This window comes from Pseudomonas sp. KH_046_1 (assembly GCF_057839025.1).
This window is the reverse complement of the sequence record NZ_CM174481.1, coordinates 1,534,246-1,548,869: the sequence shown is the minus strand read 5'-3', so window position 1 is coordinate 1,548,869 and position 14,624 is coordinate 1,534,246. Positions and strand designations below refer to the sequence as shown.

Genomic DNA, 14,624 nt, shown 5'->3' with positions numbered 1-14,624 from the left:
TTCAGGTCGGCGTTACCGTTCGAGGATTAGCAGATGAAGTTCGAAGGCACCCAGGCCTACGTCGCCACCGATGACCTGAAGCTGGCGGTCAATGCCGCCATCACCCTGGAGCGGCCATTGCTGGTCAAGGGCGAACCGGGCACCGGCAAGACCATGCTCGCCGAGCAACTGGCCGAATCCTTTGGCGCCAAGCTGATTACCTGGCACATCAAATCCACCACCAAGGCTCACCAGGGCCTGTACGAGTACGACGCGGTCAGCCGCCTGCGCGATTCGCAGCTGGGTACGGAGAAGGTCCACGACGTTCGCAACTACCTGAAAAAAGGCAAGCTCTGGGAAGCTTTCGAGTCCGAGGAGCGGGTGATCCTGCTGATCGACGAAATCGACAAGGCCGACATCGAGTTCCCGAACGACCTGCTGCAAGAACTCGACAAGATGGAGTTCTACGTTTACGAGATCGACGAGACCATCAAGGCCAAGAAACGCCCGATCATCATCATTACTTCCAACAACGAGAAAGAGCTGCCGGACGCCTTCCTGCGCCGCTGCTTCTTCCACTACATCGCCTTCCCGGATCGCGTCACGATGCAGCGGATCGTCGACGTGCATTACCCGGACATCAAGAAAGACCTGGTCAGCGAAGCGCTGGACGTGTTCTTCGACGTGCGCAAGGTGCCGGGCCTGAAGAAAAAGCCATCGACCTCCGAACTGGTGGACTGGCTGAAGCTGCTGATGGCCGACAACATCGGCGAAGCGGTGCTGCGCGAGCGCGATCCGACCAAGGCCATCCCGCCGCTGGCCGGCGCTTTGGTGAAGAACGAACAGGACGTGCAACTGCTGGAGCGTCTGGCGTTCATGAGCCGTCGCGGCAGCCGATAAGGGTTAACGCCATGTTGCTCAACCTGTTCAATGAAATGCGCGCAGCCAAGGTGCCGGTCTCGGTGCGAGAGCTGCTGGACCTGATCAACGCGCTGAAACAGCGCGTGACCTTCGCCGACATGGACGAGTTTTACTACCTGTCCCGGGCGATTCTGGTGAAGGACGAAAAGCATTTCGACAAGTTCGACCGAGCCTTCGGTGCCTACTTCAACGGTCTGGAAAAGCTCGACGATCACCTGCAGGCGCTGATCCCCGAAGACTGGCTGCGCAAGGAATTCGAGCGTTCGCTGACCGACGAAGAGCGGGCGGCGATCCAGTCGCTCGGCGGCCTCGACAAGCTGATCGAAGAGTTCAAGAAACGCCTCGAAGAACAAAAGGAACGCCACGCCGGTGGCAACAAGTGGATCGGCACCGGTGGCACCAGCCCGTTCGGCTCCGGCGGTTTCAACCCGGAAGGCATTCGAGTCGGCGATGCCGGCAAACGCCAGGGCAAGGCGGCCAAGGTCTGGGACCAGCGCGAATACAAGAACCTCGACGATTCCGTCGAACTGGGCACGCGCAACATCAAGGTCGCCCTGCGGCGCTTGCGCAAGTTTGCCCGTCAGGGTGCGGCAGAAGAACTGGACATCGATGGCACCATCGACCACACCGCCAAGGATGCCGGCCTGCTGAACATCCAGATGCGGCCGGAGCGGCGCAACACCGTCAAGCTGTTGCTGCTGTTCGACATCGGTGGCTCGATGGACGCCCATGTGAAGATTTGCGAGGAGCTGTTCTCGGCCTGCAAGACCGAGTTCAAGCATCTGGAGTACTTCTACTTCCACAACTTCATTTATGAATCGGTGTGGAAGAACAACATGCGCCGCACCTCCGAGCGCACCTCGACCATGGACCTGCTGCACAAGTACGGCGCCGACTACAAAGTGATCTTCATCGGTGACGCCGCCATGGCGCCCTACGAAATCACCCAGGCGGGCGGTAGCGTCGAGCACTGGAACGAAGAAGCCGGTTACGTGTGGATGCAGCGGTTCAAGGAGAAGTACAAGAAGCTCATCTGGATCAACCCGTATCCGAAGGACACCTGGGGCTATACCTCGTCGACCAACATCGTGCGGGATTTGATCGAGGACCAGATGTATCCGCTGACTCTTCGCGGGTTGGAAGAAGGGATGCGGTTTCTTTCCAAATAACTTTTATTGTCTGGTCTGACGCCATCGCGAGCAGGCTCGCTCCCACATTGGATCTTTGTCGTGCATAAGATCCCTGTGGGAGCGAGCCTGCTCGCGATGCTTTTAGCTGTTGTTGAAGCGGCGCAAATACTCGATTTGTTCGCGATGGGCAACATCCTGCACCACCGGTCGCAACCGCACCTGCGCCCCCGGCAGGCATTGCGCCAATCGCGCCAGTGCCAACGGCGTCAACGCCCCCAATCGCGGATAACCACCAATGGTCTGCCGATCATTGAGCAGCACAATCGGCTGCCCGTCGGGCGGTACCTGGACAGCCCCCAGCGGGATACCTTCGGAAATCATCGGTTTGCCCTGGTACTGCAGCGCCGCACCCAACAGGCGAATCCCCATCCGGTCGGCTCGGCTGTCGAGGCTCCACACGCTGTTGAACGCATCGAACAGGCTCTGCCCGCTGAACTCGCCAATCTGCGCACCGAGCACCAGATCCAGCAATGGCTCGCCGGTGAAATCCGGCACGCATTGGCTCGGCAACTCGCGCAGCAATACCAGCGAGCTCCCCGAGTAGCTCAAGGACGCGCCTTTACCCAGCGCATGGCCCATTCCGTCCAGGCCGCCGAGTTCCTCGCGGACCACCGTTGCACTGCTGCCCAGCACTTTCGGTGCATCAAACCCACCCGGTGCCGCCAGATAGGCCCGGGCGCCGAGCAACGGCCGGGTGAATTGAAGACGCTGACCTTTGTGCAACCTGAAACTGCGCCACGGCGCCAGCGCCTCGCCGTCCACCTGCGCGCCTAGATCCGCTCCGGCCAAGGCCAGCACGCAATCATCCTCGGCCACGACAGTGAACCCGCCGAGGGTGATTTCGATCACCGGCGCATCCAGTCCGTTGCCCAACAGCCAGTTGGCCCACGACATCGAACGCCAATCGGCCGCGCCGCCCTGGGTCACGCCCAGATGCCGCACGCCAAAACGACCAGCGTCCTGCAACAGGCACAACGGCGTACTCGCTTCAATCATCAAACGGCTCATGCCTGGGCCTCCAGTGGCGTGTCGTCACCGCCCAGGTTAATGAATTCGGCATGGCCGACCGCTTCGAACCGTACGGTGTCACCGGGTTGCATCAGGCTGTAGCCGTCACGGTGGCGATCGAACAATTTGGCCGGTGTGCGGCCGATCAGGTTCCAGCCCCCCGGCGACGCCACCGGGTAAGCCGCTGTCTGCCGTTCGGCGATGCCGACACTGCCGGCGGCGACTTTCTTGCGTGGTGTGTCCAGTCGCGGCGCGGCGAGCACCTCTTCCACCAGCCCCATGAAGGCGAAGCCCGGCGCAAAGCCAAGTGCAAACACCTGATATTCATGTTCGCAGTGACGACGGATCACCTCCTCCACCGCCAACCCGCTGCGTTGCGACAACAGGTTCAATTCCGGACCGACGCTCAAGTCGTACCAAACAGGCAACACATGGCAGGTACCGCGCGTACGCGCATTGGGCGACAGGTCGATCAGTGCCTGGGCAATCAATTCCCGGGCCTGGGCGGGACTCAGCGCGTTCAAGTCGTAATGCACCATCAAGGTGGTGTAGGACGGCACCAGATCGATCAGATGCCCGGCGAACACCGCGCGCAGACTTTCACTGGCCGCCAGCATCCACGGCATGTTGGTTTCGGCAATTTCATCGAACAGGCGCACCATCAGGCAATCCAGCGCCACCACTTCCACCCGCAGCTTCATGACGCACACTGCCGGTTCAAGGCTTCACGGATGCGTTGCACGGCAGCGACCGAACTGGCGTTGTCGCCGTGCACGCACAGGGTGTTGGCCTGCAAATGCAGGGCGCTGCCGTCGCTGGCGGTGAGCGGATCGCCACGGGCGATGGTCAGCGCCTGTTCGATGATTTTTTCCGGGGCGTGATGCACCGCTCCCGGCAGTTGTCGCGACACCAGCCTGCCAGCGCTGTCGTAAGCGCGGTCGGCAAAGGCCTCGAACCACAGGGTCACGCCATATTCATCGCCCAACTGCTGCGCGACGCTGTTGTCGCGGGTCGCCATCAACATCAGCGGCAGGCTGCGGTCATAGGACGCTACCGCTTGCAGCACAGCGCGTAATTGCGCCGGGTTGGCCATCATGTCGTTGTACATCGCGCCATGGGGTTTGACGTAACTGACCCGTCCGCCCTGGGCCCGGCAGATGCCGTCGAGGGCGCCGATCTGGTAATGCAGAATGTCTTGAAGTTCCTGGGTGGCATAGGCCATGGAACGACGGCCGAACCCCACCAGGTCCTGATAGGCCGGATGCGCGCCAACTTGCACACCGTGGCTGAGGGCCAGGCTGACAGTCTTGCGCATGATGCTCGGGTCGCCGGCGTGAAAACCGCAGGCGATGTTGGCGCAATCGATGAAGGGCATGATTTCCGCGTCCAGACCCATGGTCCAGCTGCCGAAACTCTCGCCGATGTCGCAGTTCAATAGCAGGCGGCTCACACTGAACACTCCTGTAGGCTTTATTCTTTTCAGCTGCGGGACATATCTATAAGACAGCCCCGCAGGTTATCAGTTACTGGGCGTCGAGTTGCTTGCCACGGGTTTCCGGCAAACTCAGGGCCGCGAGGATCACCACGCCGTAGGAAACCGCCGCAAAGGCACCGATGCCTACACTCAGCGGCACGGTCTGGCTGAGCAGGCCGATCAGCAGCGGGAACAACGCCGCCAGCGCCCGGCCGATGTTGTAGCAAAAACCCTGGCCCGAACCGCGAATGCGTGTAGGGAACAATTCGGTCAGGAATGCGCCCATGCCACTGAAGATCCCCGAGGCGAAGAAGCCCAGCGGAAAGCCCAGCCACAGCATCACGCCGTTGCTGACCGGCAGTTGCGTGTACAGCAAGACAATGGTGAACGAGCCGACGGCGAACAGGATGAAGTTCTTTTTACGTCCGAGGATGTCGGTCAAATAGGCGCTGATGACATAACCGACGTAGGACCCGATGATCACCATCGCCAGATAACCGCCAGTGCCGAGTACGCTCAAACCGCGCTCGTTTTTCAGAAACGTCGGTAGCCAGGACGTGATCGCGTAGTAGCCGCCCAGCGCGCCGGTGGTCAGCAACGAAGCGCGAATCGTGGTGAACAGCATGCCGGGGGCGAAGATCTCATAGAACTTCGACGGGTTGCTCGGCTCCTGTTTAGCCTTGGCTTCACGATAGATTTCCGGGTCCTTGACCAGACGGCGGACGAATATCACGAAGACTGCCGGCACGATGCCGAGGATGAACAGCGCGCGCCAGGCGTCTTCCGGTGGCAATACCGAGAACAGCAGCGCATACAGAATCGCCGTCAGCCCCCAACCCAGCGCCCAGCCGGATTGCACCATGCCCACTGCCTTGCCACGGTCCTGGGCACGAATGACTTCGCCGATCAGCACCGCGCCGGCAGTCCACTCGCCGCCGAAACCGAAGCCCATCAGGGTGCGGGCAATCAGCAGTTGCTCGTAGCTCTGGGCAAAGCCACAGAGGAAGGTGAAGAAGGCAAACCACAGCACGGTCAGTTGCAAGGTGCGCACACGACCAATGCGGTCGGAGAGAATCCCCGCCACCCAGCCACCGATGGCCGAAGCGATCAGCGTGCTGGTGTGAATCAGCCCGGCCTGGCCGGTGGTGATGCCCCACATGGCAATCAGGGTCGGCACCACGAAGCTGAGCATCTGGGTGTCCATGCCGTCCAGGCCATAGCCGATCTTGCAGCTCCAGAAGGTGCGGCGTTCCTGCTGATTGATGTTGCGATACCAGTCGAAAGGTCCCGGACGGGCCGAGGCTTTCGGAATGACGGTGGTGTCGGGCGCACTCATGGCAAATCTCCGCGCTGATTTTATTGGTATTGTTCTGAGCCCCGACGACGCCTATCGTGGGAACCGGATGCGTCGATTTTTGGACGCGCGCCCCTGCTGCGTCCAACTAATAAAAACCCGCCTTAGACATAAGAAATCTTTATCCCATGAACCTGAAGTTTCTCGAGACCTTCGTCTGGGTCGCCCGACTCAAGAGTTTTCGCCTGACCGCCGACAAGCTCTTCACCACCCAGGCCTCGATTTCCAGCCGCATCGCAGTGCTTGAAGGCGAGCTCGGGGTGAAGCTGTTTCTGCGGGATTCGCGCGGCGTGAGCCTGACGCCCGAAGGCCTCAAAGTGCTCGATTACGCCGAGCAGATGATGGACACCATGCAGGCACTCAAGCAGTCGATCGAGACCCGTTCGAGCAAGGCCGGACGGGTGCGCATCGGCGTGATGGACACGGTGATCCATACCTGGCTCAGCCCGCTGGTGGCGCAGATGACCGATCACTACCCGCTGGTGGAAATCGAGCTGGTGGCCGATACCTCGCTCAACCTCTGCGATCAGCTGCAAAAAGGCTTTCTTGACGTGATCCTGCAAACCGACCTGCTGCGCCAGGAAAGCGTGCGCAGCCTGGAACTGGCCAGCCACCCCATGGGCTGGATCGTCGCCAGCAACTCGATCTACAACCGCCATTACACGAACGTCGCCGAACTGGCGCGTGAGCGAATCATCACTTATTCGAAAAACTCCCATCCGCATCAGGAAGTGCTGGCACTGATGCAGGCCAACGGTGTCATGACACCGCGACTCAATTGCGTGAATTCGGTGTCGGCCATAACCCGTTTGTTGCGCGACGGTTTCGGCATCGGCGCATTGCCACCGGTGCTGGTGGCCGAGGAACTGGAGCGGGGGGAATTGACCTTGCTGGCCATCGACCAACGCCCACCCAACCTGCAAGTGGTGGTGTCATGGCGGGTCGGCGCAGAGATAGTCGAAGAGATCGTGACGCTGTGTCAGCACGTGGTGGAGCACTATGCGCAGAAGGTAGGCGAGCATTACATGGTTTTGAGCAAACCCCTGGCCGGCCTCTGAAAAGGCGCGCCCCTCCACGCAAGAAGCAATTACTATCATTTGCATTAATATTTTGAAAATGTATTCTCTGCGCGCATTCAGCTAAACCACCGTCCAGAAGGAATCGGACTTGATGCGCGCTTACACGTCTAGACAGCGGCAACTGCTCTCACACCGGAGCGAAGCCCTCGTCACTCAGGCTTTGCAATCCCACCGCATCACCCCCGACCATTTGAGCAATGCCCTAGAGCCCGCCGCATAGCGCTGCTCCCCCTCGCCTATGCACTGATCGCCAACACCGTGTCTCCAAGCCAGCAGGGTTTTGCCCTGGGCCTGGGTAACAGTTTCTGGCTCACGACTAAAAAAAGACTAATTCATGACCCGAACCAAACTTTCCCTGTTGATTCCGTTGCTCGGCTCCGTCAGCGCCCAGGCCTGGGCCGAAGACACCGAGCAGCAACCGGGCACATTGAACATGCAAGCCACCGTCGTTTCCGCGACGCGCAGCGAAGCGACCATTGCCTCGATTCCAGGCTCGGTCCAGGTGATCGACGAACAACAGATCCGCCAACAGAGTGGCGCCGGACGTCGGGTCTCCGACATTCTGGGGCAACTGGTTCCCGGCCTGGCGCCGTCCAGCGGCGGGATGAGCAACTTCGGCCAGACCCTGCGCGGGCGCAACATGCTGGTGTTGATCGACGGCGTGTCGCAGAACGCCACACGTGACAACTTCCGCCAGCTCAACAGCATCGCACCGGCCAGTATCGAACGCATCGAGGTGGTTTCCGGCGCCAGCAGCATTTATGGTGCCGGTGCTTCGGGCGGCATCATCAACATCATCACCAAGCGCAATCAGGGTCAGGACCTTGCCTACAGCAGCAAACTGGGCCTGACCACCGGCAACAACCTCAACAGTAAAGGTTTCGCCTACGAGGCCTTTCAGAGTGCGACCGGGCGCAAGGATGCCCTGGACTGGTACGTGTCCGCCGACCTGACCCAGCGCAACGATCAGTACGACGGCAATGGCAATCGCATCCCTCAGGACACGTCCCAGGGCAGCAACATGGACACCGACACCTATGACCTGCAAGGTCGTTTCGGTTACGAACTGGATGCCGATAAAAAACTCAGCCTGTCGCTGCAGGACTACAAGGACCAGCAGGACACTGACTACACAAAAAACCCGAAAAACCTGCAAGAGGCCGAGGCGGTCAAAGGACTGAAACTCGACGACCAGCCCTACACCCATAACCAGGCGGCCAACCTCAACTACACCGACAACGACTTCTACGGTCAGGGCCTGCAACTGGAAAGCTACTGGCGCCGGGCCGACGCGCTGTTCTTCCCGGACCTGTCGCGGGGCAAGGCCGGGATCGCCGACAACAACAGCGTGCAGGATGTGTATGGCCTGCGTGCGGCCATCGACACGCCGTTGCCGGCCATCGGCAGCGCCACGGGCAACCTGGTCTGGGGCGCCGACTATGATCACGAACGCTCCCGCCAGCGCGGTGACCAATACACCCTCAAAGGGCTGACCTACACCAAGACTGGCACCACTTACGAGATGGGCCCGGATATCGAAACCACCACCAAGGCGCTGTTCGGGCAGATGTCCTGGGACATCGGTGACTGGACCTTGCGTGGCGGTGTGCGCCGCGAATGGATCGAAAGCGAGGTTTCCGACAGCATCGCCTACGGTCAGATCGTCCAGACCGGCGTACGTGCCATCCTGCCCGGCGACACCCTCAAATACGATGCCACGCTCTATAACCTGGGCGCGGTCTATCACCTGAGCGAACATCAGGACGTCTTCGCCAATTACAGCCAGGGCTTTTCGCTGCCGGACATCCAGCGCTTCTTGCGTGACGTGAACAGCACCTTCGACATCCAGAGCCTCAACGCTCAGGCCATCAAGGTCGACAGCTACGAGCTGGGCTGGCGCGGTGACTGGGACCGGTGGCAGGCCGACGTCACCGTCTATGAAAACACCTCGGACGTGACTCAGTTCTACGATGCCAATGACCGTGTCTTGCGTCTGATCAACCAAAAGGAGCGGGTTCGCGGCATCGAAAACAGCCTGACCTACCTCGCGACCGATCACTGGTCGGTGGGTGGCACCTATGCCTGGGCCAAAGGCGAGACCCAGCAGAACGGGAAATGGATCGATCTGCCGGCGACACGCATTTCACCGGCCAAAACCACGCTGTTCGTCGGCTACGCCGAAGACGACTACACCCTGCGCCTGCAAGGCATGCACCTGTCCAGTTACGACGCTGCCGCCAAGGACAACAACGGGCGCGACATCGAAGGCTATACGCTGGTGGACCTGCTCGGCTCCGTGTACTTGCCGGTCGGTCGCCTGGAAGGCGGGGTGTACAACCTGACCGACCGCACGTACGTCAACCTGTTCGCCCAGGCCAACGCCAGAGCGCCATTCCCCAACGCCGAAGGCCGTACCTTGAGCATGACCTATTCGATCGATTGGTAATCAAGCAAGGAGCCGGCTTGCCGGCTCCTTGACGTTCGCCGGTGTTACAAGCCGCGCAAATCCCGCTCTTCGATCGGCCGGCTCTGGCGCAGACGCTTACCGCCCAGCACCACCCAGTCGATCAGACGGAACAGGCACTCGATCCCGAACGACAGCAGCAACGCGCCGCTGATGCCCCAGACCATCGCCTCGGGCGTCAACAGGATCTGGTAGCTGTAGCCATTCCAGGTTTCCTTGCGGATATCCGGATCGGCGGCCAACACCACTTGCAGGAAGCGGATGTACCACGGGCCCTGCATCGCCTGGAATTGCTTGTCCAACGCCACCTGACGGGTCAGCAGGTTGCCCAGGCTGTCGGCATCGCTGCGAAAGATCGGGTCTTCGCTGGCGCGGTAGTGGGCCACCAGGGCCTGCATGTCACCCTTGAAGAACTGATTGGCGGTGTTCTGGAAGCCACTCAACCCGGCTTGCGCCTCGATCAGATGCGCCTCTACCCGCTTGGCGTAATCGCTGATGAAGCCCGGCACCTGGACACCGATCAACAGGCCCGCCGCAAACAACACCAGCCGTAGATAACTGAGCAACATGGGGGTTGAATCCTTATGAGGTCTGGCCCTGGCTGACGCATTCGCCGCGTCGCCACAGGCTCCATTGACCCGGTTCGTAACGGGTCCAGGTTTCGTTTTCGGTCAGGGGTTCGGTGGCGATGACGGTGACCACATCGTTAGGCGTGGTTTCGGCCTGAAAATCGACGATCACGTCGACATCTTTCAAGCGCGCCGGGCCAAACGGTGCGCGCCGGGTGATTTGCGCCAGCTTGGTCGAGCAATAGCAGAACAGCCAGTCGCCGTCGCTGAGCAGGCAGTTGAATACGCCTTTGCTGCGGTATTCGGCGCAAGCGGCCACCAGATCCGGCAGCAATGCTTCGACCTCGACCGGCTCGGGGAACGCCGCACGCACACGGTTGAGCAAATCGCAGAACGCCGCTTCGCTGTCGGTATCGCCAACCGGGCGATAGAAACTGGCCACTGGCTGGAAGTCCGCCAATTGGCCGTTATGGGCGAAACACCAGTTGCGCCCCCACAGCTCACGGACGAACGGATGCGTGTTGGACAGGGAGACCTTGCCGACGTTGGCCTGGCGGATGTGCCCGATCACCACTTCGCTCTTGATCGGATAGCGCTGCACCAGGTTCGCGACTTCCGACTCGCAGCTCGCCGCCGGGTCCTGGAACAACCGCAGCCCACGGCCTTCATAGAAGGCAATGCCCCAGCCATCGCGGTGCGGGCCGGTGCGTCCGCCGCGCTGCATCAGCCCGGTGAAGCTGAACACGATATCGGTCGGGACATTGGCGCTCATGCCCAATAACTCACACATGCTCGGACTCTCGCTCAATCGCAGGGGCAAGGTTACAGACGGGGTTCGACTCGCATCCGCTGAGGGCTGCTCGGCACAGGTGGACGACCGTAACGATCATCGCCGGCACCGCCGAACGGTTGATCACCCTCGGGCTCGTCGGCGCGGACGGCGGCTTGGGTGACAGCCTCACGCTCCTTGCGGGCGTTCGAGGCGCGCTCGATGGGGAAACGGATCGCCACCAGCACCAGATAGAGGCCGAACGCGATCATGCCGTACATCAACAGATCGGAAATCGCCCGCCAGGCGTTATTGCCGACCTTGAACAGCAGGTCGAGCGCGGTAATGGCGATGGCCGGTGCGACTTTATCCTTGACAGGGTCGATGATGGTCGGGCTGAACAGCAGCACGACCATCGCCAGCCGCAATGGCTCACGCAGCCAACGCCACATCCAGCGGGTCAAGCGCATCCACACCAACAGGCAGCCCAAAGCGGCGAAGGCGTAGAGGCCCCAAGCGATCAGATAGTCGTTCTCGGTCATGGTGTCCATGGCAAGGCAGGCAAAGAGGCGCTTATGATAACGACTTTTCGCCCATCAGGCTGCATCAATGCCTGACTGTTGGGCGCTATCCATGTGGGAGCGGGCTTGCTCGCGAATGCGGCTTATCATTCAACAATGATATTGACTGACCCAACGCCTTCGCGAGCAAGCCCGCTCCCACAGGTTGCCAGCCCCTATTCCGTACACTGTTCGAGAGCCCTTCATGCCCCTATCCACCAACATTCACGACGCTCCGATTGCCCACATGGCTGAAGGCTTGGACCCGTATGCCTGGCTGCAAGAGCGCGACACCAAGGCAGTGCTCGACTACCTGAAGGCCGAAAACAGCTATCAGGAAGCGCAAACCGCCGACCAGGCCGAGCTGCGTGAAACCCTGTTCGAAGAGATCAAGGGCCGGATTCTCGAGACCGATCTGTCCCTGCCCTCGCCGTGGGGACCGTATCTGTATTACACCCGCACCACGGCGGGCGATGAGTACGCCCGGCACTACCGCTGTCCGCGTCCGGCCGATGACAGCCTGACCCTCGACGAAAGCCGTGAACAACTGCTGCTGGACCCTAACGAACTGGCCAAGGGCGGCTTCTTTTCCCTGGGTGCGTTCAGCATCAGCCCGGACCACCAGCGTCTGGCCTACAGCATCGACTCCAGTGGCGACGAGATTTACACGCTGTTCGTGAAGGAATTGTCCGACGGCCGCGTCAGCGAGCTGGAATTCCAGGACTGCGACGGCAGCATGACCTGGGCCAACGACAGCCTGACGCTGTTCTTTGGCGAACTGGATGATACCCATCGCCCGCACAAGCTGTATCGCTATCGACTGGACGGCACGGCGGCCGAAGAAGTGTTCCATGAGCCGGACGGTCGCTTCTTCATGCATTGCTACCGTTCAAGCTCCGAGCAGCAATTGCTGCTGTCCGTGGGCAGCAAGACTACCAGCGAAGCCTGGGTCCTCGACGCCAACCAGCCGCAGCAAGCCTTTACCTGCATCGCGCCACGAGTCGAGGATCATGAGTACGACGTCGACCACGGCGTACTCGACGGTCAAAGGACCTGGTTCATTCGCAGCAACCGTGACGGCATCAATTTCGCCTTGTACACCGCTGTCGATACCGGCGCCGCGCCGACCGAAGCCGACTGGCAGAACCTGATCCCCCACAGCGACACGGTGATGATCGACGGCATCAGCCTGAACACCCGGGCCATGACCCTCAGCCTGCGGGTCGGCGGCTTGCCGGTCATTGAAGTTCACCCGCAAGGCCTGGCGCCATATCGCGTGCAACTGCCAGACGCAGCCTATAGCCTGCACGTACAAAACAGCCTGGAGTTCGAAAGCGACCGGATTCGCCTGCGCTACGAAGCGTTGAACCGTCCGGCGCAAATCCGCCAGCTTGAACTGGCGACCAGTGAGCAGAAAGTGCTCAAGCAAACCCCGGTGCTCGGCCCGTTCGATGCCGACGCCTACGTCAGCCAGCGCCTGTGGGCCACTGCGCCGGACGGCACGCAAGTGCCCATCAGCCTGGTGATCAAACGCACAGACCTGGGCAAACCCGTGCCGCTGTACCTCTACGGCTATGGTGCCTATGGCGAAAGCCTCGACCCGTGGTTTTCCCATGCGCGCCTGAGCCTGCTGGATCGCGGCATGGCGTTTGCCATTGCCCACGTGCGTGGCGGCGGCGAACTGGGGGAAGCCTGGTATCGCGCCGGCAAGCAGGAGCACAAGCACAACACCTTCAGCGACTTTATCGCCTGCGCCGAACACCTGATCGCCCAAGGCTTCACCACTGCAGCGCAGTTGGCGATCAGTGGCGGTAGCGCCGGTGGCTTGCTGATCGGCGCGGTGCTCAATCAACGGCCCCAACTGTTTGGCGCCGCCATCGCCGAAGTACCGTTCGTCGACGTACTCAACACCATGCTCGACCCTGACCTGCCATTGACCGTGACGGAATACGACGAGTGGGGCAACCCTGAAGAACCGGACGTCCATGATCGGATCAAAGCCTACGCCCCGTACGAAAACGTCACCGCACAAGCTTATCCGGCGACCCTGGTGATCGCCGGCTACAACGACAGCCGCGTGCAGTATTGGGAAGCGGCCAAGTGGGTGGCGAAATTGCGCGCGACCAAGACCGACAGCAATCCCCTGCTGCTCAAGACTGAGCTGGGTGCCGGGCATGGCGGGATGAGCGGTCGATATCAGGGATTGCGTGACGTAGCACTCGAATATGCATTTTTGTTCAAGGTACTGGGTATTGCCTGAGGAACCTGGGCCGATGAACCGGTCTTAATTCCGGACGCTGGTAGCCGATACAACACCTGCCCCCTGTGGGAGCGAGCTTGCTCGCGATGGCGTCAGCACAATCAACATTACCGTTGCCTGTGAAGCCGCAATCGCGAGCAAGCTCGCTCCCACAAGGGATTTTCGGTGAATTCAAATTCGAGTCAGCAACACACAAAAAAGACCGAGACGACATGTCTGAACCAACCTTTCTGAACAACGAAATTCGCGACTGGCTGATGGATTGCGGCCTGTTCAATCAACTGCTGCCGGCGGACTTCGCCGCAGCTTCGGGCTACTTCAGTATCAGCACCATTGCCCAGGGCGAGGAACTCTTCCAGGAGGGCGATGCGGGCAGTTTCATGTGCATCATCCACACCGGTCAGGTGGCGGTGCAGAAAACCACCGCTGACGGGCAACGAGTCACCATTGCCACGTTGCGCAGCGGCCGCTCGTTCGGCGAAATGGCCGTGCTTGATGGCGAGCGGCGCTCGGCCAGTTGCGTGGCTGCGAGCAACTGCCAGTTGCTCAACCTGGGCAAGGACTCGCTGGAAAAGATGCTCAACGACGCACCGAAAATCGCCGCCAAGATCATCCGCGCCCTCGCCGTGTCCCTCTCCAAACGCCTGCGCATGGCCGACGGCCAACTGCTTTCGCAGCAGGTCTAGCCGCCCAGCGACTTGGGTTTCGGCAGGTTTGGCTCAATCCCCGGCACGGGCTGATCCTTGGTCGGCGGGCTCGGCATTTCAATCGGCACCAACGGCGGACCGCTACTGCCGGGGCCGACTTTAGGTAATGGTGCCGGGCTGATTTGCGGGTACGGCGTGGGCGTCGCGGTGCCGGGTGAACCGGGTATCGGCGCGGGGCTGACGGGAATCGATTGCAGCTGTTGAGCCTGCACTGCAGTTATCGAGAGCGCGGCCAGGGCAATGACCGTTAGAATGGTGCGCTTCATCAATGGCTCCGTTGACCTTGTCGT

At 60.7% G+C, this 14,624-nt stretch carries 14 protein-coding genes; 6 read left to right on the top strand and 8 right to left on the bottom strand.

Translation table 11 applies throughout. The features are described 5' to 3' along the window. Window positions 1–33: 33 nt before the first annotated feature. Window positions 34–879 (top strand): AAA family ATPase, encoded by an 846-nt coding sequence (locus AC3IT9_RS07025; protein ID WP_057715989.1) that lies wholly within the window; start codon window positions 34–36, stop codon window positions 877–879. Between the two features lie 11 nt (window positions 880–890). Beyond that, window positions 891–2,069: a vWA domain-containing protein gene (locus tag AC3IT9_RS07020; protein ID WP_008049176.1), complete on the top strand. Its 1,179-nt coding sequence runs from the start codon at window positions 891–893 to the stop codon at window positions 2,067–2,069. A 102-nt stretch (window positions 2,070–2,171) separates the two neighbouring features. Here AC3IT9_RS07020 and AC3IT9_RS07015 read toward each other — a convergent pair whose 3' ends face one another. From AC3IT9_RS07015 to AC3IT9_RS07000, 4 genes are all read right to left on the bottom strand, one after another. Continuing rightward, window positions 2,172–3,098 (bottom strand): 5-oxoprolinase subunit C family protein, encoded by a 927-nt coding sequence (locus AC3IT9_RS07015; RefSeq protein WP_489272498.1) that lies wholly within the window; start codon window positions 3,096–3,098, stop codon window positions 2,172–2,174. Further along, window positions 3,095–3,799: a 5-oxoprolinase subunit B family protein gene (locus tag AC3IT9_RS07010; protein ID WP_150757702.1), complete on the bottom strand. Its 705-nt coding sequence runs from the start codon at window positions 3,797–3,799 to the stop codon at window positions 3,095–3,097. Before AC3IT9_RS07010 ends, AC3IT9_RS07015 begins: the two co-directional genes overlap by 4 nt. Next, complete coding sequence (locus AC3IT9_RS07005; protein ID WP_489272496.1) at window positions 3,796–4,548, bottom strand: 5-oxoprolinase subunit PxpA; 753 nt, start codon at window positions 4,546–4,548, stop codon at window positions 3,796–3,798. The genes AC3IT9_RS07010 and AC3IT9_RS07005 overlap by 4 nt, the downstream gene beginning before the upstream one ends. A 73-nt stretch (window positions 4,549–4,621) precedes the next feature. Beyond that, window positions 4,622–5,908 carry an MFS transporter gene (locus AC3IT9_RS07000; protein WP_489272495.1) on the bottom strand — a complete coding sequence of 429 codons (1,287 nt, stop codon included), beginning with the start codon at window positions 5,906–5,908 and terminating at the stop codon, window positions 4,622–4,624. A gap of 146 nt (window positions 5,909–6,054) precedes the next feature. Here AC3IT9_RS07000 and AC3IT9_RS06995 point away from each other — a divergent pair, with 146 nt between their 5' ends. Together AC3IT9_RS06995 and AC3IT9_RS06990 are read left to right on the top strand one after the other, a co-directional pair. Continuing rightward, window positions 6,055–6,984 carry a LysR family transcriptional regulator gene (locus AC3IT9_RS06995; RefSeq protein ID WP_489272494.1) on the top strand — a complete coding sequence of 310 codons (930 nt, stop codon included), beginning with the start codon at window positions 6,055–6,057 and terminating at the stop codon, window positions 6,982–6,984. 355 nt (window positions 6,985–7,339) lie between these two features. Beyond that, window positions 7,340–9,451, top strand: a complete 2,112-nt coding sequence (locus tag AC3IT9_RS06990) for a TonB-dependent receptor (RefSeq protein WP_150724353.1) — start codon at window positions 7,340–7,342, stop codon at window positions 9,449–9,451. 44 nt (window positions 9,452–9,495) lie between these two features. Here AC3IT9_RS06990 and AC3IT9_RS06985 read toward each other — a convergent pair whose 3' ends face one another. From AC3IT9_RS06985 to AC3IT9_RS06975, 3 genes are read right to left on the bottom strand one after another with little or no spacing between them, the layout of a single operon-like run. Then, entirely contained in the window at window positions 9,496–10,038 is a 543-nt protein-coding gene (locus AC3IT9_RS06985; protein ID WP_489272493.1) for a DUF2937 family protein, read from the bottom strand. 13 nt (window positions 10,039–10,051) lie between these two features. Beyond that, window positions 10,052–10,828: a class II glutamine amidotransferase gene (locus AC3IT9_RS06980; RefSeq protein WP_150724351.1), complete on the bottom strand. Its 777-nt coding sequence runs from the start codon at window positions 10,826–10,828 to the stop codon at window positions 10,052–10,054. 32 nt (window positions 10,829–10,860) lie between these two features. Next, window positions 10,861–11,358: an MFS transporter gene (locus tag AC3IT9_RS06975; RefSeq protein WP_489272492.1), complete on the bottom strand. Its 498-nt coding sequence runs from the start codon at window positions 11,356–11,358 to the stop codon at window positions 10,861–10,863. Window positions 11,359–11,572: 214 nt separating this feature from the next. Between AC3IT9_RS06975 and AC3IT9_RS06970 the strand changes: the two genes are divergently transcribed. Both AC3IT9_RS06970 and AC3IT9_RS06965 read left to right on the top strand, forming a co-directional pair. Then, window positions 11,573–13,627, top strand: coding sequence for a S9 family peptidase (locus AC3IT9_RS06970; RefSeq protein ID WP_489272491.1), 2,055 nt, complete (start codon window positions 11,573–11,575; stop codon window positions 13,625–13,627). 212 nt (window positions 13,628–13,839) lie between these two features. After that, window positions 13,840–14,313: a cyclic nucleotide-binding domain-containing protein gene (locus AC3IT9_RS06965; protein WP_489272490.1), complete on the top strand. Its 474-nt coding sequence runs from the start codon at window positions 13,840–13,842 to the stop codon at window positions 14,311–14,313. On the opposite strand, the gene AC3IT9_RS06960 is transcribed toward AC3IT9_RS06965, so the two are convergent. Then, window positions 14,310–14,600, bottom strand: coding sequence for a hypothetical protein (locus AC3IT9_RS06960; protein ID WP_489272488.1), 291 nt, complete (start codon window positions 14,598–14,600; stop codon window positions 14,310–14,312). The genes AC3IT9_RS06965 and AC3IT9_RS06960 overlap by 4 nt on opposite strands. Window positions 14,601–14,624 lie beyond the last annotated feature (24 nt).

Coding starts and splice junctions, on each gene's coding strand:
- AC3IT9_RS07025 (WP_057715989.1), top strand. CDS start 34: ATGAAGTTCGAAGGCACCCAGGCCTACGTCGCCACCGATGACCTGAAG.
- AC3IT9_RS07020 (WP_008049176.1), top strand. CDS start 891: ATGTTGCTCAACCTGTTCAATGAAATGCGCGCAGCCAAGGTGCCGGTC.
- AC3IT9_RS07015 (WP_489272498.1), bottom strand. CDS start 3,098: ATGAGCCGTTTGATGATTGAAGCGAGTACGCCGTTGTGCCTGTTGCAG.
- AC3IT9_RS07010 (WP_150757702.1), bottom strand. CDS start 3,799: ATGAAGCTGCGGGTGGAAGTGGTGGCGCTGGATTGCCTGATGGTGCGC.
- AC3IT9_RS07000 (WP_489272495.1), bottom strand. CDS start 5,908: ATGAGTGCGCCCGACACCACCGTCATTCCGAAAGCCTCGGCCCGTCCG.
- AC3IT9_RS06995 (WP_489272494.1), top strand. CDS start 6,055: ATGAACCTGAAGTTTCTCGAGACCTTCGTCTGGGTCGCCCGACTCAAG.
- AC3IT9_RS06990 (WP_150724353.1), top strand. CDS start 7,340: ATGACCCGAACCAAACTTTCCCTGTTGATTCCGTTGCTCGGCTCCGTC.
- AC3IT9_RS06985 (WP_489272493.1), bottom strand. CDS start 10,038: ATGTTGCTCAGTTATCTACGGCTGGTGTTGTTTGCGGCGGGCCTGTTG.
- AC3IT9_RS06980 (WP_150724351.1), bottom strand. CDS start 10,828: ATGTGTGAGTTATTGGGCATGAGCGCCAATGTCCCGACCGATATCGTG.
- AC3IT9_RS06975 (WP_489272492.1), bottom strand. CDS start 11,358: ATGGACACCATGACCGAGAACGACTATCTGATCGCTTGGGGCCTCTAC.
- AC3IT9_RS06970 (WP_489272491.1), top strand. CDS start 11,573: ATGCCCCTATCCACCAACATTCACGACGCTCCGATTGCCCACATGGCT.
- AC3IT9_RS06965 (WP_489272490.1), top strand. CDS start 13,840: ATGTCTGAACCAACCTTTCTGAACAACGAAATTCGCGACTGGCTGATG.
- AC3IT9_RS06960 (WP_489272488.1), bottom strand. CDS start 14,600: ATGAAGCGCACCATTCTAACGGTCATTGCCCTGGCCGCGCTCTCGATA.